The sequence below is a fragment of the Leclercia sp. 119287 genome (assembly GCF_009734485.1).
Taxonomy (GTDB): Bacteria; Pseudomonadota; Gammaproteobacteria; order Enterobacterales; family Enterobacteriaceae; genus Enterobacter; species Enterobacter adecarboxylatus_C.
The window spans coordinates 4,383,252-4,404,412 of the sequence record NZ_CP046445.1 but is presented as its reverse complement, the minus strand read 5'-3'; the positions used below and the strand labels follow the sequence as shown (position 1 = coordinate 4,404,412).

General features: G+C 54.4%; 14 protein-coding genes, 2 tRNA genes and 4 rRNA genes. 11 read left to right on the top strand and 9 right to left on the bottom strand.

The features are described 5' to 3' along the window. Positions 1–18: 18 nt before the first annotated feature. Genes GNG27_RS21115 through GNG27_RS21100 form a run of 4 tightly spaced genes read left to right on the top strand, consistent with a single transcriptional unit; the run spans position 19 to position 2,206 of the window. Positions 19–573: a type I DNA topoisomerase gene (locus tag GNG27_RS21115; RefSeq protein WP_142487319.1), complete on the top strand. Its 555-nt coding sequence runs from the start codon at positions 19–21 to the stop codon at positions 571–573. After that, complete coding sequence (gene tsaC, locus GNG27_RS21110; protein WP_156264756.1) at positions 566–1,138, top strand: L-threonylcarbamoyladenylate synthase type 1 TsaC; 573 nt, start codon at positions 566–568, stop codon at positions 1,136–1,138. Before GNG27_RS21115 ends, tsaC begins: the two co-directional genes overlap by 8 nt. A 4-nt stretch (positions 1,139–1,142) precedes the next feature. After that, complete coding sequence (aroE, locus tag GNG27_RS21105; protein WP_142487317.1) at positions 1,143–1,961, top strand: shikimate dehydrogenase; 819 nt, start codon at positions 1,143–1,145, stop codon at positions 1,959–1,961. After that, the gene (locus GNG27_RS21100; protein ID WP_142487316.1) at positions 1,958–2,206 is read left to right on the top strand and encodes a DUF1488 domain-containing protein; all 249 of its coding nucleotides are present in this window, start codon (positions 1,958–1,960) and stop codon (positions 2,204–2,206) included. The genes aroE and GNG27_RS21100 overlap by 4 nt, the downstream gene beginning before the upstream one ends. Here GNG27_RS21100 and GNG27_RS21095 read toward each other — a convergent pair. Further along, positions 2,182–2,736, bottom strand: a complete 555-nt coding sequence (locus GNG27_RS21095) for a gamma carbonic anhydrase family protein (protein WP_156264755.1) — start codon at positions 2,734–2,736, stop codon at positions 2,182–2,184. The two genes, GNG27_RS21100 and GNG27_RS21095, sit on opposite strands and share 25 nt — an antisense overlap. A 472-nt stretch (positions 2,737–3,208) precedes the next feature. On the opposite strand from GNG27_RS21095, the gene GNG27_RS21090 reads away from it, so the two are divergent. From GNG27_RS21090 to rrf (GNG27_RS21065), 6 genes are all read left to right on the top strand, one after another. Next, positions 3,209–4,750 (top strand): 16S ribosomal RNA (locus GNG27_RS21090). 87 nt (positions 4,751–4,837) lie between these two features. Further along, positions 4,838–4,912 (top strand) — tRNA-Glu (locus GNG27_RS21085). 210 nt (positions 4,913–5,122) lie between these two features. Continuing rightward, positions 5,123–8,028, top strand: a 23S ribosomal RNA gene (locus GNG27_RS21080). A gap of 92 nt (positions 8,029–8,120) precedes the next feature. Next, positions 8,121–8,236 (top strand): 5S ribosomal RNA (gene rrf, locus GNG27_RS21075). A 14-nt stretch (positions 8,237–8,250) separates the two neighbouring features. Next, positions 8,251–8,326, top strand: a tRNA-Thr gene (locus tag GNG27_RS21070). Between the two features lie 38 nt (positions 8,327–8,364). After that, positions 8,365–8,480, top strand: a 5S ribosomal RNA gene (rrf, locus tag GNG27_RS21065). Together the 16S, 23S and 5S rRNA genes with 2 tRNA genes alongside form the textbook arrangement of a ribosomal RNA operon. A 99-nt stretch (positions 8,481–8,579) precedes the next feature. Here rrf (GNG27_RS21065) and GNG27_RS21060 read toward each other — a convergent pair. The 7 genes from GNG27_RS21060 to GNG27_RS21030 all read right to left on the bottom strand — a co-directional run bounded on the left by GNG27_RS21060 (position 8,580) and on the right by GNG27_RS21030 (position 17,956). After that, positions 8,580–9,338 carry an amino acid ABC transporter ATP-binding protein gene (locus tag GNG27_RS21060; protein WP_142487314.1) on the bottom strand — a complete coding sequence of 253 codons (759 nt, stop codon included), beginning with the start codon at positions 9,336–9,338 and terminating at the stop codon, positions 8,580–8,582. A 7-nt stretch (positions 9,339–9,345) separates the two neighbouring features. After that, a complete protein-coding gene (locus GNG27_RS21055; RefSeq protein WP_156264754.1) occupies positions 9,346–10,449 on the bottom strand; it encodes an amino acid ABC transporter permease in 1,104 nt (367 codons plus the stop codon). 9 nt (positions 10,450–10,458) lie between these two features. Then, entirely contained in the window at positions 10,459–11,640 is a 1,182-nt protein-coding gene (locus GNG27_RS21050; RefSeq protein WP_156264753.1) for an amino acid ABC transporter permease, read from the bottom strand. A 68-nt stretch (positions 11,641–11,708) separates the two neighbouring features. Next, the gene (locus GNG27_RS21045) at positions 11,709–12,734 is read right to left on the bottom strand and encodes an amino acid ABC transporter substrate-binding protein (RefSeq protein WP_142487311.1); all 1,026 of its coding nucleotides are present in this window, start codon (positions 12,732–12,734) and stop codon (positions 11,709–11,711) included. Positions 12,735–13,152: 418 nt separating this feature from the next. After that, positions 13,153–13,374, bottom strand: coding sequence for a lipoprotein (locus tag GNG27_RS21040; RefSeq protein WP_142487310.1), 222 nt, complete (start codon positions 13,372–13,374; stop codon positions 13,153–13,155). 318 nt (positions 13,375–13,692) lie between these two features. Then, the gene (locus GNG27_RS21035) at positions 13,693–16,806 is read right to left on the bottom strand and encodes an efflux RND transporter permease subunit (protein ID WP_156264752.1); all 3,114 of its coding nucleotides are present in this window, start codon (positions 16,804–16,806) and stop codon (positions 13,693–13,695) included. A 10-nt stretch (positions 16,807–16,816) separates the two neighbouring features. Next, entirely contained in the window at positions 16,817–17,956 is a 1,140-nt protein-coding gene (locus GNG27_RS21030; RefSeq protein ID WP_142487308.1) for an efflux RND transporter periplasmic adaptor subunit, read from the bottom strand. Positions 17,957–18,350: 394 nt separating this feature from the next. Here GNG27_RS21030 and envR point away from each other — a divergent pair, with 394 nt between their 5' ends. Continuing rightward, positions 18,351–18,998 (top strand): acrEF/envCD operon transcriptional regulator, encoded by a 648-nt coding sequence (gene envR, locus GNG27_RS21025; RefSeq protein WP_156264751.1) that lies wholly within the window; start codon positions 18,351–18,353, stop codon positions 18,996–18,998. A 14-nt stretch (positions 18,999–19,012) separates the two neighbouring features. On the opposite strand, the gene GNG27_RS21020 is transcribed toward envR, so the two are convergent. Next, on the bottom strand, positions 19,013–21,094 hold the full coding sequence (locus GNG27_RS21020) for a bifunctional diguanylate cyclase/phosphodiesterase (protein ID WP_156264750.1): 2,082 nt from the start codon (positions 21,092–21,094) through the stop codon (positions 19,013–19,015). Between the last annotated feature and the right edge of the window lie 67 nt (positions 21,095–21,161).

The window sequence follows — 21,161 nt, the reverse complement described above, 5'->3', positions numbered from 1 at the left end:
GCAGCACCAAGAGTTGTTATGGCCAAATCAGCACTATTTACGGTGCATAAAAACGAGCCCTGCCCGCAGTGCGGGGCAGAGCTTGTTATCCGGTCCGGTAAGCACGGGCCGTTTCTCGGTTGTTCACATTATCCAGACTGTGATTATGTCCGTCCCCTGAAAAGCCAGGCGGATGGGCATATTGTTAAAGTTCTGGAGGGACAGGCATGCCCGCAATGTGGCGGCGATCTGGCGCTACGTCAGGGCCGTTTCGGCATGTTTATCGGCTGCAGCCGCTATCCTGAATGCGATCACACTGAACAAATTGATAAACCCGATGAAACAGCCTTAGCCTGTCCGCAATGCGACAGCGGCCATCTTGTTCAACGGCGTTCACGTTATGGTAAGACATTCTACTCCTGCAATCGGTATCCTGAATGTCAGTTCGTTACCAATTTCAAACCGGTGGCGGGGAGTTGTCCTGAGTGCCACTACCCGCTACTTATCGAGAAGAAAACGGCGCAAGGCACGAAGCTTTTTTGCGCCAGTAAACAATGTGGAAAGCCGGTTTCGGCGGATCAAAAAAGTGAATAATAACCTGCAATCAGGCTCCATTGCGCATGCGGTGGACGTACTGAATAACGAAGACGTCATCGCTTATCCAACAGAAGCTGTTTTTGGGGTGGGATGCGATCCCGACAGCGAAATTGCCGTAACGCGCCTGTTAACACTCAAGCAGAGACCGGTTGAAAAAGGGCTGATTCTCATCGCCGCCTGTTTCGAACAGCTTAAACCTTATATTGATGATTCCACGTTGACGTCAGCGCAGCGTGAGACCATTTTTGCGGCCTGGCCGGGTCCTGTGACCTTTGTATTCCCGGCTCTGCCAACAACGCCGCGTTGGCTGACGGGACGGTTTGATTCACTCGCCGTTCGCGTGACAGACCATCCATTGGTGATCGAACTCTGTAATCGTTTTGGTAAACCGCTGGTCTCTACCAGCGCCAATCTGACGGGCTTGCCTCCTTGCCGCACTTCAGAAGAGGTGTTGGCGCAGTTTGGTGACGAATTCCCTGTGGTTATCGGTGAAACCGGTGGCCGCCTGAATCCGTCAGAAATCCGTGATGCTTTGACCGGCGAACGTTTTCGCCAGGGGTAATCAAATGGAAGCATACGCCGTTTTTGGTAATCCAATCGCTCACAGCAAGTCACCGTTTATACATCAGCAGTTTGCGCAGCAGCTGCGGATCGAGCACCCATATGGTCGTGTGCTTGCGCCTGTTGATGCCTTTGTGACGACGCTGGATAGCTTCTTTGCTGGTGGCGGAAAAGGTGCCAATGTCACCGTGCCTTTTAAAGAGGAGGCATTCGAGCGCGCCGATGAGTTAACGGAGCGTGCGTCCCTGGCAGGCGCTGTGAATACCCTTAAGCGGCTTGAAGATGGTCGGATTCTGGGGGACAACACGGACGGTATTGGCTTACTGAGCGATCTGGAACGCCTGTCATTTATCAAACCTGGCGCACGTATTCTGCTGATCGGTGCGGGTGGTGCTTCGCGTGGGGTGATCCTCCCGCTGCTCTCGCTGGATTGCGCAGTGACCATTACCAATCGTACTTATTCTCGTGCGGTAGAGCTGGCCACCCTGTTTGCCCATACCGGCAGTATTCACGCAGTAGCCATGGACGACCTGAGCGGGCATGAATTTGATCTGATCATTAATGCAACCTCAAGCGGTATTGCTGGCGACGTTCCCGCCATTCCCTCTTCATTAGTTAACGCGCAGGTTCACTGCTATGACATGTTCTACCAAAAGGGCAAAACGCCTTTTCTGAACTGGTGTGAACAGCAAGGCGCAAAACATCTCGCTGATGGGCTGGGGATGCTGGTGGGGCAGGCCGCACATGCCGTAATGCTGTGGCACGGTGTATTGCCTGCAGTAGATCCGGTTATTGAAAAGCTTAAACAGGAACTGTCAGTATGAATCAGGCGATCCAGTTTCCGGATCGGGAAACGTGGGACGATGAAAAGCTGGCCGTCTGTTTTCCCGCTCTGGTGCATGGCATGCAAATGATGTGTGCTATTGAAGGGGCAACGCTGGTGCGTCGTTTTGGCGACGGTCTTCCACTGGATCTTTTTCGCGAACATCGCTGGGATCTGGAAGAAGAAGCCAGCGATGTGATTCGCGCGGGCGAAGAAGACGATCAGGGATGGTTCTGGCTCTGCTGATCCAGATAGTCATTCTTCCATTTAACATAGTTATTGGCTGAATACTTCAGACCTTCCTTTTCCGCTTCCGTCAGGGGGCGGATCTGTTTTACCGGACTGCCTAAATAGAGAAAGCCACTTTGCAGCCGTTTGTTTTGCGGCACCAGACTCCCGGCACCAATCATCACCTCATCTTCTACTACTACCCCATCCAACAAAATCGATCCCATACCCACCAGAACGCGATTGCCAATCGTGCAGCCGTGCAACATCACTTTGTGGCCGACAGTTACTTCTTCGCCAACGATCAGTGGATTGCCTTCGGGGTTATAAGAGGATTTATGGGTGACATGCAGTACGCTGCCATCCTGAATATTGGTGCGTGCGCCAATAGAGACATAGTTAACATCGCCGCGTATAGCGACCAGGGGCCAGATACTGACGTCATCGTCCATTCGGACATCGCCAATGACCACGCTACTGCTGTCGATCATGACGCGATCGCCTTGTTTAGGGAAAAGATCTTTATAGGGACGGAGTACTGCGGACATATCAACCTCTACTAATGAGCATTATAGAGAAGACTGTGATCCTATTATTCGGCTTGATCAAGGGAGAATTGCGTCATTATTTGAGCGGATCGCGTGGGATTTCGGCGAAAAGAACGAAAAAAGAACAGTCAGCAGAAAAGATCGAAAAAATGCTTGTGCTAAAAACTGGGATCCCTATAATGCGCCTCCATCGACACGGCGGATGTGAATCACTTCACACAAACAGCCGGGTCGGTTGAAGAGAAAAGCGAAAATAAACGCTTGACTCTGAAAGAGGAAAGCGTAATATACGCCACCTCGCAACGGTGAGCGAAAGCCGCGTTGCACTGCTCTTTAACAATTTATCAGACAATCTGTGTGGGCACTCAAAGTGACATGGATTCTTAATGTCTTCGGACAATAAATGAATACCAAAGTCTCTGAGTGAACATACGTAATTCATTACGAAGTTTAATTCACGAGCATCAAACTTAAATTGAAGAGTTTGATCATGGCTCAGATTGAACGCTGGCGGCAGGCCTAACACATGCAAGTCGAGCGGTAGCACGGGGGAGCTTGCTCCCTGGGTGACGAGCGGCGGACGGGTGAGTAATGTCTGGGAAACTGCCTGATGGAGGGGGATAACTACTGGAAACGGTAGCTAATACCGCATAATGTCGCAAGACCAAAGAGGGGGACCTTCGGGCCTCTTGCCATCAGATGTGCCCAGATGGGATTAGCTAGTAGGTGGGGTAACGGCTCACCTAGGCGACGATCCCTAGCTGGTCTGAGAGGATGACCAGCCACACTGGAACTGAGACACGGTCCAGACTCCTACGGGAGGCAGCAGTGGGGAATATTGCACAATGGGCGCAAGCCTGATGCAGCCATGCCGCGTGTATGAAGAAGGCCTTCGGGTTGTAAAGTACTTTCAGCGAGGAGGAAGGCATTGTGGTTAATAACAACAGTGATTGACGTTACTCGCAGAAGAAGCACCGGCTAACTCCGTGCCAGCAGCCGCGGTAATACGGAGGGTGCAAGCGTTAATCGGAATTACTGGGCGTAAAGCGCACGCAGGCGGTCTGTCAAGTCGGATGTGAAATCCCCGGGCTCAACCTGGGAACTGCATTCGAAACTGGCAGGCTAGAGTCTTGTAGAGGGGGGTAGAATTCCAGGTGTAGCGGTGAAATGCGTAGAGATCTGGAGGAATACCGGTGGCGAAGGCGGCCCCCTGGACAAAGACTGACGCTCAGGTGCGAAAGCGTGGGGAGCAAACAGGATTAGATACCCTGGTAGTCCACGCCGTAAACGATGTCGACTTGGAGGTTGTTCCCTTGAGGAGTGGCTTCCGGAGCTAACGCGTTAAGTCGACCGCCTGGGGAGTACGGCCGCAAGGTTAAAACTCAAATGAATTGACGGGGGCCCGCACAAGCGGTGGAGCATGTGGTTTAATTCGATGCAACGCGAAGAACCTTACCTACTCTTGACATCCAGAGAACTTAGCAGAGATGCTTTGGTGCCTTCGGGAACTCTGAGACAGGTGCTGCATGGCTGTCGTCAGCTCGTGTTGTGAAATGTTGGGTTAAGTCCCGCAACGAGCGCAACCCTTATCCTTTGTTGCCAGCGGTTAGGCCGGGAACTCAAAGGAGACTGCCAGTGATAAACTGGAGGAAGGTGGGGATGACGTCAAGTCATCATGGCCCTTACGAGTAGGGCTACACACGTGCTACAATGGCGCATACAAAGAGAAGCGACCTCGCGAGAGCAAGCGGACCTCATAAAGTGCGTCGTAGTCCGGATTGGAGTCTGCAACTCGACTCCATGAAGTCGGAATCGCTAGTAATCGTAGATCAGAATGCTACGGTGAATACGTTCCCGGGCCTTGTACACACCGCCCGTCACACCATGGGAGTGGGTTGCAAAAGAAGTAGGTAGCTTAACCTTCGGGAGGGCGCTTACCACTTTGTGATTCATGACTGGGGTGAAGTCGTAACAAGGTAACCGTAGGGGAACCTGCGGTTGGATCACCTCCTTACCTTAAAGAACCTGCCTTTGCAGTGCTCACACAGATTGTCTGATGAAAAGCAACGAGCAAGACGGCTGCGAAGTCGCGACACATCGTGTCCCCTTCGTCTAGCGGTTAGGACTCCGCCCTTTCACGGCGGCAACAGGGGTTCGAATCCCCTAGGGGACGCCACTTGCTGGGTGTGAGTGAAAGGCACAACCAATCAGTATCTCAAAACTGACTGTTAAGTCATGTTTGAGATATTTGCTCTTTAAAAATCTGGATCAAGCTGAAAATTGAAACGACACGCCGTGTCTGTTCTCCGTAATAAGAGCAGATAAGCGGTGTGTCAGAGTCTCTCAAATTTTCGCAATCATGAAGTGAAACATCTTCGGGTTGTGAGGTTAAGCGACCAAGCGTACACGGTGGATGCCTAGGCAGTCAGAGGCGATGAAGGACGTGCTAATCTGCGATAAGCGTCGGTAAGGTGATATGAACCGTTACAGCCGACGATTTCCGAATGGGGAAACCCAGTGTGACTCGTCACACTATCGTTAAGTGAATACATAGCTTAACGAAGCGAACCAGGGGAACTGAAACATCTAAGTACCCTGAGGAAAAGAAATCAACCGAGATTCCCCCAGTAGCGGCGAGCGAACGGGGAGCAGCCCGGAGTCTGAATCAGCATGTGTGTCAGTGGAAGCGTCTGGAAAGTCGCAGGGTACAGGGTGATACTCCCGTACACGAAGATACACCTGCTGTGAACTCGAAGAGTAGGGCGGGACACGTGGTATCCTGTCTGAATATGGGGGGACCATCCTCCAAGGCTAAATACTCCTGACTGACCGATAGTGAACCAGTACCGTGAGGGAAAGGCGAAAAGAACCCCGGCGAGGGGAGTGAAAAAGAACCTGAAACCGTGTACGTACAAGCAGTGGGAGCACCCTTGTGGTGTGACTGCGTACCTTTTGTATAATGGGTCAGCGACTTATATTCTGTAGCAAGGTTAACCGTATAGGGGAGCCGAAGGGAAACCGAGTCTTAACTGGGCGTTAAGTTGCAGGGTATAGACCCGAAACCCGGTGATCTAGCCATGGGCAGGTTGAAGGTTGGGTAACACTAACTGGAGGACCGAACCGACTAATGTTGAAAAATTAGCGGATGACCTGTGGCTGGGGGTGAAAGGCCAATCAAACCGGGAGATAGCTGGTTCTCCCCGAAAGCTATTTAGGTAGCGCCTCGTGAATTCATCTCCGGGGGTAGAGCACTGTTTCGGCTAGGGGGCCATCCCGGCTTACCAACCCGATGCAAACTGCGAATACCGGAGAATGTTATCACGGGAGACACACGGCGGGTGCTAACGTCCGTCGTGAAGAGGGAAACAACCCAGACCGCCAGCTAAGGTCCCAAAGTCATGGTTAAGTGGGAAACGATGTGGGAAGGCACAGACAGCCAGGATGTTGGCTTAGAAGCAGCCATCATTTAAAGAAAGCGTAATAGCTCACTGGTCGAGTCGGCCTGCGCGGAAGATGTAACGGGGCTAAACCATGCACCGAAGCTGCGGCAGCGACACTATGTGTTGTTGGGTAGGGGAGCGTTCTGTAAGCCGTTGAAGGTGTGCTGTGAGGCATGCTGGAGGTATCAGAAGTGCGAATGCTGACATAAGTAACGATAAAGCGGGTGAAAAACCCGCTCGCCGGAAGACCAAGGGTTCCTGTCCAACGTTAATCGGGGCAGGGTGAGTCGACCCCTAAGGCGAGGCCGAAAGGCGTAGTCGATGGGAAACAGGTTAATATTCCTGTACTCGGTGTTACTGCGAAGGGGGGACGGAGAAGGCTATGTTGGCCGGGCGACGGTTGTCCCGGTTTAAGCATGTAGGCGGAGGTTCCAGGTAAATCCGGAACCTTGTTAACGCTGAGGTGTGATGACGAGGCACTACGGTGCTGAAGCAACAAATGCCCTGCTTCCAGGAAAAGCCTCTAAGCATCAGGTAACATCAAATCGTACCCCAAACCGACACAGGTGGTCAGGTAGAGAATACCAAGGCGCTTGAGAGAACTCGGGTGAAGGAACTAGGCAAAATGGTGCCGTAACTTCGGGAGAAGGCACGCTGATGTGTAGGTGAAGCCCCTGCGGGTGGAGCTGAAATCAGTCGAAGATACCAGCTGGCTGCAACTGTTTATTAAAAACACAGCACTGTGCAAACACGAAAGTGGACGTATACGGTGTGACGCCTGCCCGGTGCCGGAAGGTTAATTGATGGAGTTAGCGGCAACGCGAAGCTCTTGATCGAAGCCCCGGTAAACGGCGGCCGTAACTATAACGGTCCTAAGGTAGCGAAATTCCTTGTCGGGTAAGTTCCGACCTGCACGAATGGCGTAATGATGGCCAGGCTGTCTCCACCCGAGACTCAGTGAAATTGAAATCGCTGTGAAGATGCAGTGTACCCGCGGCAAGACGGAAAGACCCCGTGAACCTTTACTATAGCTTGACACTGAACACTGGTCCTTGATGTGTAGGATAGGTGGGAGGCTTTGAAGCGTGGACGCCAGTCTGCGTGGAGCCATCCTTGAAATACCACCCTTTAATGGCTGGTGTTCTAACGTAGACCCGTGATCCGGGTTGCGGACAGTGTCTGGTGGGTAGTTTGACTGGGGCGGTCTCCTCCTAAAGAGTAACGGAGGAGCACGAAGGTTAGCTAATCCTGGTCGGACATCAGGAGGTTAGTGCAATGGCATAAGCTAGCTTGACTGCGAGAGTGACGGCTCGAGCAGGTGCGAAAGCAGGTCATAGTGATCCGGTGGTTCTGTATGGAAGGGCCATCGCTCAACGGATAAAAGGTACTCCGGGGATAACAGGCTGATACCGCCCAAGAGTTCATATCGACGGCGGTGTTTGGCACCTCGATGTCGGCTCATCACATCCTGGGGCTGAAGTAGGTCCCAAGGGTACGGCTGTTCGCCGTTTAAAGTGGTACGCGAGCTGGGTTTAGAACGTCGTGAGACAGTTCGGTCCCTATCTGCCGTGGGCGCTGGAGAATTGAGGGGGGCTGCTCCTAGTACGAGAGGACCGGAGTGGACGCATCACTGGTGTTCGGGTTGTCATGCCAATGGCACTGCCCGGTAGCTAAATGCGGAAGAGATAAGTGCTGAAAGCATCTAAGCACGAAACTTGCCCCGAGATGAGTTCTCCCTGAGCCTTTAAGGCTCCTGAAGGAACGTTGAAGACGACGACGTTGATAGGTCGGGTGTGTAAGCGCAGCGATGCGTTGAGCTAACCGATACTAATGAACCGTGAGGCTTAACCTTACAACGCCGAAGCTGTTTCGGCGGATTTGAGAGATTTTCAGCTGATACAGATTAGTCACTGCGCCTGCGGGCGGGGTGAACAACAGAATTTGCCTGGCGGCTGTAGCGCGGTGGTCCCACCTGACCCCATGCCGAACTCAGAAGTGAAACGCCGTAGCGCCGATGGTAGTGTGGGGCCTCCCCATGCGAGAGTAGGGAACTGCCAGGCATCAAATTAAGTGTGCTGATATGGCTCAGTTGGTAGAGCGCACCCTTGGTAAGGGTGAGGTCCCCAGTTCGACTCTGGGTATCAGCACCAGTTTTTAGGTTAAAGTTCGGCGCTTAGAAAAGAATTTGTCTGGCGGCTGTAGCGCGGTGGTCCCACCTGAACCCATGCCGAACTCAGAAGTGAAACGCCGTAGCGCCGATGGTAGTGTGGGGTCTCCCCATGCGAGAGTAGGGAACTGCCAGACATCAAACAAGTGAAAAGGCCATCCGGAAGGATGGCCTTTTTGCGTTTGCGCGACAAAAAATGCCAGACCCGGGGCGCAAAGCGCCACCGGGCAGGGTATTTAGTGAATAACCTGGGATAAAAACGCGCGCGTACGTTCTGATTTCGGGTGGGAGAAGAACTCTTCCGGCGGTGCCTGCTCGACGATTTCCCCGCGATCCATAAAGATCACCCGATCCGCTACGGTTCTGGCGAAACCCATCTCATGCGTCACACAGAGCATTGTCATTCCCGATTCTGCCAACCCTATCATGGTATCCAGAACCTCTTTCACCATCTCCGGATCCAGGGCTGAAGTGGGCTCATCGAACAGCATAATTTTAGGTTTCATGCACAGAGAGCGGGCGATCGCCACGCGTTGCTGCTGCCCACCTGAGATCTGCCCCGGGAATTTATGGGCATGTTCTGCAATGCGTACGCGTTCCAGATAGTGCATGGCCAGCGCCTCCGCTTCCTTTTTCGGCATTTTACGCACCCAGATGGGCGCCAGGGTGCAATTCTGCAGCACGGTCAGGTGCGGGAATAAATTGAAATGCTGGAAAACCATGCCGATTTCCTGGCGAACACGCTCCACGTTACGGATATCATCGTTCAGCTCGATACCATCAACAACGATCCGTCCCTGCTGATGCTCTTCCAGATGGTTAATACAGCGGATAGTCGTGGATTTACCCGAGCCTGAAGGCCCACAAAGAACAATACGCTCGCCTTGTTTCACCTTCAGGTTAATGTCTTTCAGAACGTGAAATTGCCCGTACCACTTATTCACATTATCCAGGGTAATCATCGCGTCAGTGGGGGTCATAGTTATCTGGCTCATAGGTTCCTCAGTGCGGTGTACGCCCGGTGTTAAAGCGCTTTTCCAGATGCTGGCTATAGCGCGACATGCTAAAACAAAAAATCCAGTAGATAAGTGCTGCAAAAACATAGCCTTCTGTCGACATACCGAGCCACGCCGGGTCAACGGTAGCCTGCTGCACACTACTGAAAAGATCGAATAATCCAATGATAATCACCAGACTGGTGTCTTTGAACAGCGCGATAATGGTGTTCACCAGCCCGGGGATGACCAGCTTTAGCGCCTGCGGCAGGATCACTAATCCCTGGGTTTTCCAGTACCCCAGCGCCAGCGATTCGGCGGCTTCGTACTGGCCCTTAGGCAGCGCCTGTAACCCACCGCGTACGACTTCAGCCACATAGGCAGACTGAAAAAGAATGACGCCAACCAGGGCGCGGAGCAGTTTGTCGATGGTAGTGCCCTCCGCCATAAACAGCGGCAGCATCACCGAAGACATAAACAGCACCGTGATCAGCGGAACGCCGCGCCAAAACTCAATAAAAATCACCGAGAGGACGCGAACGACCGGCATGGTTGAGCGGCGGCCCAGTGCCAGCAAAATGCCTAATGGCAATGCGCCGGCGATCCCGACCGAGGCGATGATCAGCGTCAGCGTCAGACCACCCCACTGCCGGGTTTCCACCCGCTCAAGTCCCAGCATCCCGCCATACAGCAGGAACCAGACGATAAGCGGATAGACCACCGCCCAACAGGCGATGTACCGTCCCCGCTGCGGCATTCCTTTCCAGAACATCGGGATAATGGAGAGCAGCCCGACGAGCAGCGCAAGATTGATGCGCCAGCGCTGGTCGTGCGGGTAGAGCCCATACATAAACTGGCCGAAGCGCTGATGAATAAAGACCCAGCAGGCTCCCTCTTTCGTACAGTCGGCGCGGGTGGTGCCGACCCAGTTAGCCTGCAGAAACGCCCAGTTGAGCAGCGGCGGGATCAGCTCCCACATCAGCCAGAAGCAGAACAGGGTGAGCAGGCTGTTGCTCAAGCTGGAGAACAGATTTTTACGTGCCCAGAGAATAATGCGCCCGTTGCCGGTAGTGGCCGGACGCGCAGGGTGAGACAAGACGGCTTTTGTCATCATGGTTCCTTAGCGTTCAACCAGGGCGATGCGACGGTTATAGATATTCATCAGCAGGGAGATGGTCAGGCTGATAATCAGGTAGACCGACATGGTGATGGCGATAGTCTCGATGGCCTGGCCCGTCTGGTTAAGGACGGTGCCGGCAAACAGAGAAACCATATCGGGATAGCCAATCGCAGCCGCGAGGGATGAGTTCTTCACAATGTTGAGATACTGGCTGGTCAGCGGCGGAATGATGACCCGCAGAGCCTGGGGGATAATGACCTGACGCAGCGTGATCGGATTCGGCAGGCCGAGTGAGCGGGCGGCTTCATGCTGACCATGAGGTACGGCCTGGATCCCGGCGCGAATAATCTCTGCGATAAAGGCCGAGGTGTAGATCGAGAGTGCCAGCGTCAGAGCGGCCAGCTCCGGAATCAATACCATGCCGCCGCGGAAGTTAAAGCCCTGTAAATGCGGCACATCCCAGTGCATCGCCGGGCCCACAATCACGTGCGCCAGACCCGACAGGATCACCAGCAAGGCCAGCGTGACAGGCCAGGTGCGTCGTAGCTGCCCGGTTTTCATCTGATGCATGCGGTTGTAGCGGAACAGCCCGACTGAGACCACCGCCACACATCCCAGAGCCGCCAGCAGCGCCAACATCCCTTCGGCAATCTGCGGCGCTGGTATATACAAACCGCGATTGCTTAAGAAAGCCAGCTCGAACGCATCCACCGCCTGACGTGGCCCGGGCAGGTTGCGCAATACGGCGAAATACCAGAAGAAGATCTGCAGTAGCGGCGGAATATTACGGAAGGTCTCGATATAAAATGTGGAGAGCTTACGCAGCAGCCAGTTATCAGACAGGCGAGCGAGCCCAAGGAAAAAGCCCAGCAGAGAAGCAAAAACAATGCATAACCCGGAGACCAGCAGGGTATTCATCAGGCCGACCAGGAATACGCGGCCGTAAGTATCCCCTTCATCGTAATCAATTAAATGCTGAACGATGCCAAATCCCGCACTGCGGTCAAGGAAGGCAAAGCCCGAAGTAATGCCGCGTGTGCTCAGGTTAATAACCGTGTTATGGAACAGGTAGATCGCGACGGCCAGGACAGCGAGAACGGCGAGGATCTGGAACAGCCAGGCGCGAACCGCAGGATTGGAAAAGGAGAGGGCTCCTTTCAGGGCTAAGCGGCGATGGAACATAAAAAACCTCGGGTAACCATGACTCTGGACTGGGCACCGCACCGGCAGTGCCCGTTACAGCAAGCTGCTTAGCGTACTGGCGGTGCGTACTGGATACCGCCATTGTTCCAGAGGTTGTTCTGACCGCGGCTGATCTTCAGCGCGCTTTCAGAGCCGACGTTACGCTCGAAGATCTCAGCGTAGTTACCCACCTTTTTAATGATGTTGTACGCCCATTTGTTATCCAGCTTCAGATCCTTGCCGTAATCCCCTTCTTTACCCAGCAGGTGGGCCATATCCGGTGTGGATGGATTGGCGGCTTTCTCATCGACGTTCTTCGAGTTGACGCCCATCTCTTCTGCGTTGAGCATGGCAAACAGCGTCCAGCGCACAACCGAGTTCCACTCCTCATCTCCGCGGCGTACCACCGGCCCCAGCGGCTCTTTGGAGATCACTTCCGGCAGAACGATCCACTCTGCCGGATTACTTAGCTTGATCCGCAGCGCGTACAGCTGGGACTGATCCGAAGCGAGGGTGTCGCAGCGGCCCGATTCCAGCGCTTTGGCGGATTCGTCAGAGCGGTCGAAAGTGACTGGCGTATATTTCATGTTGTTGGCTTTGAAGTAATCCGCGACGTTCAGCTCGGTATCAGTACCAGCCTGAATACAGACCGTCGCGCCATCCAGCTCTTTTGCACTCTTCAGGCCTGCTTTATTGTGGGTCAGGAAGCCAATGCCGTCATAATAGGTCACGCCGGTAAAGGACATGCCCATGCCGGTATCACGGGACGAGGTCCAGGTAGTATTACGCGACAGCATATCCACTTCGCCGGATTGCAGGGCGGTAAAACGCTCTTTCGCCGTCAGCGGGGTATATTTCACTTTGGTGTCGTCGCCTAATACCGCGGCAGCAACGCCACGGCACACGTCGACATCGATACCGGAGAATTTACCGTTGGCATCTGCGTAAGAGAAACCCGGCAGACCGTCGCTGATCCCACATTGCACAAAACCTTTCTGCTTAACGGCATCCAGAGTCGCACCCGCCTGAGCCTGGCCGGTCATTGCAACAAGCACACCTGCAGCGGCGAGGCTGGCCATCATCATCTTTTTCATAATGCATCCTGTGTGGCGAAAAATTATCGTTATAGTGAAGCGCTTATAAACGCTTTAACCTGTCTGTGGCTGTAGCCGACGTTAATAAAGCAAACGCGATGCCAGGTTTTGCATTTGACGTAATAAACGATTACGCAACGCGTAAAGCAGAGTGTAGACAGTGATAATTAAATCGAGCGCCCTGAAATGGTGCGAAATTACAACCTGCGCCACAAATCAGAGCAAAAGTCTGATTTAGAAAAGAGGAATTTAAGGGGCGTTTTATGGCGTGAATATTAGAAGTCAGCAAGCTGTGAATAACATCACGTCGCTGGATTGAAAAGAAAATAAAACAGCAAAAAGATGTGAGTAAATGCAGGTTTATTTATTAACCTAAATCGGAAAAAGCAAAAGCGCGAACGAATTCGCGCTTTCCGGATTACTTAGACACGGCAATGATGCCCAGCGTCAGGCCTGCAACAGCTGCTGCGCCACCGGCTATCGCCCCTGCAGTTTCCCAGTTGTCCTGTGTGGTCCCTTTCATACAGGTATTGGTATGAACCAGTCGGCCTTGATCGTCGTATGTCGGTACGCACGGAGAGTCGTGCGCGCAGCCCGCAAGTAACGCGGTAAGGAGTGCAACCGAAATGAATCTTTTCATGGTGTTACCTCAAAATGAAATCTAACTTTGCGATATAGTCAGTAAGGTCTTCTGCAAAGCTGATGGCTATATTACCACCGCTTAAAAACAGCCATGAAGAGTGAATAATCTCAAATTATTTGGATTGTAAAAAAGATGGAGGAATCCTTCTGACGCATGCCAATTATGGAGAGATAAGGGAGGCGGATTGATTAAATGTGCAAGTTAAAAATCGCAAGCAAACAATTCATTGGCGTGCTAATTAATAAGAAGAATATATAGGTAAAACGAATTTTTTGTTTATTATCATAAATAAAGGCGCCGAAGCGCCTTTATCGATTACTGTTCCTGATGACGCGTAAAGCGTCTGCGAACCACCACAAAGAAGACCGGCACAAAGAAGATAGCCAGCAGGGTGGCCGACAGCATGCCGCCCATCACCCCGGTACCGACGGCGTTTTGCGCGCCGCTGCCAGCTCCGTGGCTGATGACCAGCGGCATCACGCCGAGAATAAACGCCAGCGAGGTCATCAGGATCGGACGCAGGCGCATGCGGGATGCCTCCAGCGTGGCTTCAACAATGCCTTTCCCCTCTTTCTCCATCAGGTCCTTGGCAAACTCGACGATCAGAATGGCGTTCTTTGCCGACAGGCCGATAGTGGTGAGCAGACCCACCTGGAAATAGACATCGTTATTCAGCCCACGCAGGGATGCGGCCAGCAGGGCACCTACCACCCCTAAGGGCACCACCAGCATCACCGAGAACGGAATCGACCAGCTCTCATAGAGTGCAGCAAGGCAGAGGAACACTACCACCAGCGAGATGGCGTACAGGGCGGGTGCCTGGTTGCCTGACAGCCGCTCCTGGTATGACATCCCCGTCCAGTCGTAACCAATACCTGTAGGAAGCTTCGCCGCCAGTTGCTCCATTAACACCATCGCTTCACCGGTACTTTTCCCTGGCGCGGCCTCACCGAGGATCTCCATGGACGGGGTACCGTTATAGCGTTCGAGGCGCGGCGAACCGTAGATCCAGTGCGACTGGCTGAATGCCGAAAGCGGCACCATTTCACCGCTGGCGCTGCGAACATACAGGCGATTGATATCCTCGGGTAGCATCCTGAATTGCGCATCCGCCTGGACATAAACTTTCTTCACCCGGCCACGATCGATGTAGTCGTTAACGTAGGTCCCCCCCAGGGCGGTAGAGATGGTCTGGTTGATGTCCGACACGCTAACCCCCAGCGCCTGGGCCTTTTCCTGATCGATATCCAGCTTAAACTGCGGCGTATCTTCCAGACCATTAGGCCGCACGCGAACCAGCAGATCGGAGTGGGCTTTGATCATGCCCAGCAGCTGGTTTCGGGCCTGCGTCAGCTGGTTATGACCCAGGTTGGCCTGGTCAATCAGCTCAAAGTCAAAACCTGTCGCGGTACCCAGTTCGATAATGGCGGGCAGGTTAAACGGGAAAACCAGCCCATCTTTGATCTTGCTGAAGGCCCGCGTGGCACGGCTGACGATGGCCCCAACGCTGTTAGCGGCACCCGGGCGCTCCTCCCAGGGCTTAAGGCTGATAAACGCCACGCCGGCATTTTGCCCCTGGCCGCTGAAGCTGAAGCCGTTAACGGTAAAGACCGACTCGACGTTGGCTTTTTCGGTGGTGAGATAATAGTGCTCAACCTGATCCAATACCTGCTGAGTGCGGGTTTGGGTGGCGCCCGCCGGGAGCTGCACCATGGTCATAAAGACGCCCTGATCCTCTTCTGGCAGGAACGAAGTCGGCAGGCGCAGGAACAGTACCGCCATGCCGCCGACAATCAGGACATAGACCACCAGGTAGCGGCCGGTCTTACGCAGAATATGGCTGACGCTGTTGCTGTAATGCGCCACGCTCCTGTCGAACAGGGCATTAAACCAGCCGAAGAAGCCGCCTTTGTGCTCATGATGCTCGCCCGGCGCTTTAAGCAGGGTGGCGCACAGCGCTGGGGTGAGGATCAGCGCCACCAGTACGGAAAGCGCCATCGCGGAGACAATCGTCAGGGAGAACTGACGATAAATCGCCCCGGTAGAACCACCGAAAAAGGCCATCGGGATGAACACCGCCGACAGCACCATGGCGATACCGACCAACGCCCCCTGGATCTGCGACATCGATTTTTGCGTTGCCTCTTTTGGCGGCAGCTTCTCCTCCACCATCACGCGCTCGACGTTCTCCACCACCACGATGGCGTCATCCACCAGCAAACCTATCGCTAACACCATGCCAAACATGGTCAGGGTGTTGATGGAGAAGCCAAACGCCGCCAGTATCGCGAAAGTGCCCAGCAGCACCACCGGCACGGCGATGGTCGGGATCAGTGTAGCCCGCAGGTTTTGCAGGAACAGGTACATCACCAGGAAGACGAGAATGATGGCTTCAAACAGCGTCTTCACCACTTCATGAATGGAGATCTTCACAAAAGGCGTGGTGTCGTAGGGGTAGACCACCTTCAGCCCCTGCGGGAAGAAGGTCTGCAGCTGCGCCAGTTTGCTTTTGATCGCCGCAGCGGTATCCAGCGCGTTGGCACCGGTGGCGAGCTTGATCCCCAGCCCGGTCGCCGCCTGGCCGTTAATTTTGGTCACCATGTTGTAGTTTTCACCGCCGGGCGCAATCCGGGCCACATCTTTCAGATGCACCATCGATCCGTCCTGATTGACCTTCAGGGTGATGTTGCCAAACTCTTCGGCGGTTTTCAGGCGCGTCTGGGCGATGATCGAGGCGTTGAGCTGTTGGCCCGGCACCGACGGCGTACCGCCCAACTGACCGGCGGCAATCTGGTTATTCTGGGTTTTGAGCTGATTGATCACGTCCAGCGGCGTCAGCTTATAGGCGTTCAGCTTATTCGCATCCAGCCAGATACGCATCGCATACTGCGCGCCAAACAGCTGCACATCCCCCACGCCGGAGGTGCGGCTGATGGCATCCTTGACGTTAGAGGCCACATAGTCAGAGATATCGTCCTGGCTCAGGTCTTTATTGTCCGAGACGAAGCCCGCTACCAGCAGGAAGCTGCTGCTCGATTTCTCCACGCCGATCCCCTGCTGCTGTACTTCCTGCGGCAGCAGCGGCATCGCCAGCTGCAGCTTGTTCTGCACCTGAACCTGGGCGATATCCGGGTCGGTACCCGACTGGAAGGTCAGGGTGATGGTCACGCTGCCCGCCGAATCGCTGGTGGAGGACATGTACATCAGATTATCGATGCCGTTCATGTTCTGCTCGATCACCTGGGTCACCGTATCCTGCACCGTCTGCGCGTCAGCGCCGGGGTAGGTCGCCGAGATCGCCACGGCAGGCGGGGCAATGGTGGGATACTGGGCGATCGGCAGCTTCAGGATCGCCAGCCCGCCCGCAATCATCAGGATGATGGCAAGAACCCACGCAAAAACCGGGCGCTGAATAAAGAAGTTGGCCATGCTCTGTTCCTTATCCCGCTTTCTGCGCGGCGGTATCTGGCGTTGCGATAACCGCGACGCCAGGACGCACTTTTTGCAGCCCGCTGACGATCACCCGATCGCCCTCCTGCAGGCCGTCAGCGATCAGCCATTGATCGCCAATTGCCTGAGGGGCGACAACGCTTCGCGCTTCGGCCTGATTTTTCGCATTCACCACCATCACGCTGGCCTCACCGCGTGGGGTGCGAGTGACCCCCTGCTGCGGCACCAGGATGGCGTGGGGCTGGGTGCCCTCATCAATGCGCGCCCGGACAAACATGCCGGGCAACAGGATATGCTGCGGGTTGGGGAAGATCGCCCGCAGGGTAATGGAGCCGGTGCTCTCGTCCACGGTGACATCGGAGAACTGCAGCGAGCCTTTCAGCGGGTACGGCTGCCCATTCTCCATCAGCAGCTGTACGCTGCTGGCGCCATCGCCCGTCTGCAGGCTGGACTGCTTAAGACGCATAAAATCGTTGCTGGATTGGGTCACATCGACATAAATCGGATCCAGCTGCTGCACCGTAGCCAGCGCCGAGGCCTGGCCGTTCGCGACCAGCGCTCCTTCGGTGACGCTGGATTTGCCGATACGCCCGCTGATAGGGGATGTCACTTTGGTATAAGCCAGATTAATGCGCGCGGTCTCGACGGCCGCCTTGGCCGCAATCACCGAAGCATCGGCCTGCCGGGCAGTGGCAACGGACTGATCGTACTCCTGCTTACTGACGTACTGGGTGCCCATGAGCGGTAAATAGCGTTTCACGGTCAGGTGGGCGATGTTGGCAGCGGCCTGAGCTTTGGCCAGCTCGCCTGACGCACTGTCAAAGGCAGCCTGATAGGTGGCCGGATCGATCTGATACAGCGATTCCCCTGCTTTTACGTCGCTGCCCTCGGTAAAGTTGCGCTTCAGGACAATGCCGCTCACCTGGGGGCGAACCTCTGCGACGCGATACGCATCGGTACGGCCTGGCAGTTCGGTGGTAACAACCAGCGGTGCGCTTTTCACAACATGGACCACAACCTGCGGTGAAGGCGGCTGCTGGGCTTGTTCACTGTGGTCATCACAACCCACGAGTAATGCGGCACCGATGATAAAACCGGATAAGGGTAAATACCTGAAATGAGGCGTCATGGCTATTCCTTCAAAATCATCAACCCGCATTAACCGACAGCGGTTAAGCGTTAAGAGGAGGTAAACAGAAAACGGCGGGCGCCATAATAAAGAATGGCCGGGCGGCTTTTTGATTTATAAGTGCGGAGAAAGAATTGAAGAGAAAAAAAACGGGGCTGAATGTGATTAAACAACGGGATAGCATTTCAGATTATGGATTCACATCCGTTTTGCTTTAGATGTACATATGTATTTAATGAATGAAATCATATTCAAATATCATTGAGATTTATAAATTAAGCGCGTTGACGTTTTTTGTTCAAAATTATTTTCCGCAGTGATGGATAATTCACGTTCTGACGATTATCACCGTTGTTTGATAAATGTAATTAATCCGTTAATAGAGTGACTCCCTATGGCGCGCAAAACGAAGGCCGAGGCGCAGAAGACACGCCAGTTGTTGATTGAGGCAGCGATCGAGCAGTTTGCCGTACGGGGTGTGGCAAACACCACGCTGACCGATATTGCTGATGCCGCCAGCCTGACCCGGGGGGCCGTTTACTGGCATTTCAGCAGCAAAACGGAGATATTTAACGCCATCTGGCAGGAGCAATGCCCGCTGCGCGAGATAATCCGCGGTTTGTTATCTCAGGGAAAAGAGGACGATCCGTTATTTATTTTACGTGAACTGTTTGTTACCGCTTTGCAATATATTGCCCGGGATCGTCGTCAGCGCACGCTATTGCAGATCCTGTATCACAAATGCGAATTTGAATCGGGCATGATTTCAGAATATGAAATTCGGGAGCGGATCGGCTTCAACTATGAAAACGTTCGCCAAATCCTGAAAAAATGCATTGCGGCAGGGCGTATTTCAACGCAGATCAATATCGATATGACGTTAATTGTTTTTCACGGCTTTTTTTGCGGGCTGATTAAGAACTGGTTAATGAGCCCGGAAAGGCTGGATCTGTATCAACAGGCCCCGGAGCTGGTGGATAACATCCTCTCGACGTTACCGGCGGCCCCGGCGGCGCGCCGGTTTTTTGAGGCCGCCTCGTAGCGGAACCGGCCCGGTCAGATTTGCTGCGCCAGCATGGCTTGCGGATCGTGGCTCAGGGCCTTAATGGTCTGCGCCGAAACGGGTTTTCCCAGCAGATAACCTTGCAAGGTGTTACACCCCAGCTCGGTCAAAAACGTTTGTTGCTCCTGGGTTTCCACCCCTTCGGCAACCACCTTCAGGTTGAGGGTCTTTGCCAGCGCCACAATGGCGGAAACGATAGTGGCATCGTCACCTTCGCCGTTGAGATCTTTGACAAACGCCCGATCGATTTTCAGCTCACAGGCCGGCAGCTTTTTCAGGTACAGCAGGCTGGAATAGCCCGTACCAAAATCATCGATGGACGCTTTCACCCCCGCCTGCGTCAGTTCGGTCAGCACCCGCACGCTCTCATCCGGGTTATTCATGGCCGTCGTTTCGGTCACTTCCAGGATCAGGGTATGGGGCGGAATTCGGTGTCGCGCCAGGCTGTTCATCACCGTATCTACCAGCTGGGGCTGTTCAAACTGTAGCGTGGAGAGGTTCACCGCCATCGACCATTCTGTATGCCCTTCAAGATGCCAGACGCGGAGCTGGCGGCAGGCCTCATCGATCACCCAGTTGCCGATAGGAATAATCAGCCCGCTCTTTTCTGCCAGCGGCAGGAACTGGTCAGGGGATAACAACCCCTGCGAAGGATGCTGCCAGCGCAGCAAGGCCTCAAAGCCAACGATGGGGCCAACCGGGGCCTGGAACTTCGGCTGATAAACCAGATGCAGTTCCTGGCGCTCCTGCGCCAGCCAGAGATCGTTCATCAGCTGCAGCTGTTTCTGCGCCAGGGTATTCATCGACGGCTGGAAGAAATGGTAGCCGTTACGCCCCATATGCTTGGTGTGGTACATCGCCGCATCGGCGTTAAACATCAGCTCCCGCTGGTTTTTACCATCGTGCGGATAGATAGCAATCCCCACGCTGAGGGTCACCATCAGGTCGTACAGCTCAAGGCTGAAGGGTTGGTCGATCGCATGCACCAGCGAGCTTGCCAGCGATGCGGCATCATTCGGGGTATCGATCTCGGCCAGCAGCACAAACTCGTCGCCGCCAATACGGGCAAGGGTGTACTGACCTTTCAGCGGCTGTTTCAGACGTTCGGTAACGGCAACCAGCAGCTTATCACCGGTGTCATGCCCGTAGGCATCGTTGACGGCTTTGAAGCCGTCCAAATCCATAAACAGCAGCGCGAAGAGCTTCCCTTCGCGATCGGCTTTGTTAATCGCCTGTTCAAGACGGTCCTCCAGCAGGACGCGGTTTGGCAGGCGCGTGAGCGTGTCGTGCAGCGCCAGCTGCGCCAGTTCGCGGTTCGCTTCCGCCAGCGACGAGGCCAGAAGGGCGGTGCGGGCCTGTAGCCTGGCATCAAACATCGAGACCAGCAGCGTAATGCCCAGAATGGAGAGCGCAACGACGCTCACCAGCACCGCCAGCCAGCTGCCGTTTACGCCCTGATGATGCATATGGGTCTGAACCGGGAACTGGGCGGCCTTCATCCCGGTGTAGTGCATGCCGGCAATGGCAACGCCCATCAGCACGGCGGCGCCCGCACGCATCAGCGCGACCTGGGCGGCATCGCGACGCAGACGAAACGTGAGCCACAGGGCGGCCAGCGAGGCGAGCAGGGCAATCACTACCGACAGCGCAACCCAGCGCATATCCCAGACGATAGCGGGCTCAACCTGCAATGCCGCCATTCCGGTGTAGTGCATCGCGACGATGCCGGTGCCCAGAATCACTGCGCCGGTGGACAAACGACGCCTGCGCAAGTGATCCCGGCTCACCAGCCAGAGGGCGAACAGTGAGGCACCGATAGCAATGAACATCGAGAGGGCCGTTTGCGGCAGGTTATAGTTCAGCCGCATGGAGACATCCATCGCCAGCATGCCGATAAAATGCATAGCCCAGATGCCGATACCCATGGCAATACCGCCGCCCGTCAGCCAGATACGTGCCGCGACGCCCGTACTGCCAACAACCCGGCCTGCCATATTCAGGGCGGTGTAGGAGGCAAGAATGGCGACAACAAAAGAGATAACCACAAGAAGTTGGTCGTATTGGCTAACCAGCATGATCTCATCAACTCAGACGCAGGGAGGTATTACGTGATACCGGGTGTGACGGGCTGAGACATTATCA

Coding starts and splice junctions, on each gene's coding strand:
- GNG27_RS21045 (WP_142487311.1), bottom strand. CDS start 12,734: ATGAAAAAGATGATGATGGCCAGCCTCGCCGCTGCAGGTGTGCTTGTT.
- GNG27_RS21035 (WP_156264752.1), bottom strand. CDS start 16,806: ATGGCCAACTTCTTTATTCAGCGCCCGGTTTTTGCGTGGGTTCTTGCC.
- aroE (WP_142487317.1), top strand. CDS start 1,143: ATGGAAGCATACGCCGTTTTTGGTAATCCAATCGCTCACAGCAAGTCA.
- GNG27_RS21050 (WP_156264753.1), bottom strand. CDS start 11,640: ATGTTCCATCGCCGCTTAGCCCTGAAAGGAGCCCTCTCCTTTTCCAAT.
- envR (WP_156264751.1), top strand. CDS start 18,351: ATGGCGCGCAAAACGAAGGCCGAGGCGCAGAAGACACGCCAGTTGTTG.
- GNG27_RS21100 (WP_142487316.1), top strand. CDS start 1,958: ATGAATCAGGCGATCCAGTTTCCGGATCGGGAAACGTGGGACGATGAA.
- GNG27_RS21115 (WP_142487319.1), top strand. CDS start 19: ATGGCCAAATCAGCACTATTTACGGTGCATAAAAACGAGCCCTGCCCG.
- GNG27_RS21020 (WP_156264750.1), bottom strand. CDS start 21,094: ATGCTGGTTAGCCAATACGACCAACTTCTTGTGGTTATCTCTTTTGTT.
- GNG27_RS21095 (WP_156264755.1), bottom strand. CDS start 2,736: ATGTCCGCAGTACTCCGTCCCTATAAAGATCTTTTCCCTAAACAAGGC.
- GNG27_RS21030 (WP_142487308.1), bottom strand. CDS start 17,956: ATGACGCCTCATTTCAGGTATTTACCCTTATCCGGTTTTATCATCGGT.
- GNG27_RS21040 (WP_142487310.1), bottom strand. CDS start 13,374: ATGAAAAGATTCATTTCGGTTGCACTCCTTACCGCGTTACTTGCGGGC.
- GNG27_RS21060 (WP_142487314.1), bottom strand. CDS start 9,338: ATGAGCCAGATAACTATGACCCCCACTGACGCGATGATTACCCTGGAT.
- GNG27_RS21055 (WP_156264754.1), bottom strand. CDS start 10,449: ATGACAAAAGCCGTCTTGTCTCACCCTGCGCGTCCGGCCACTACCGGC.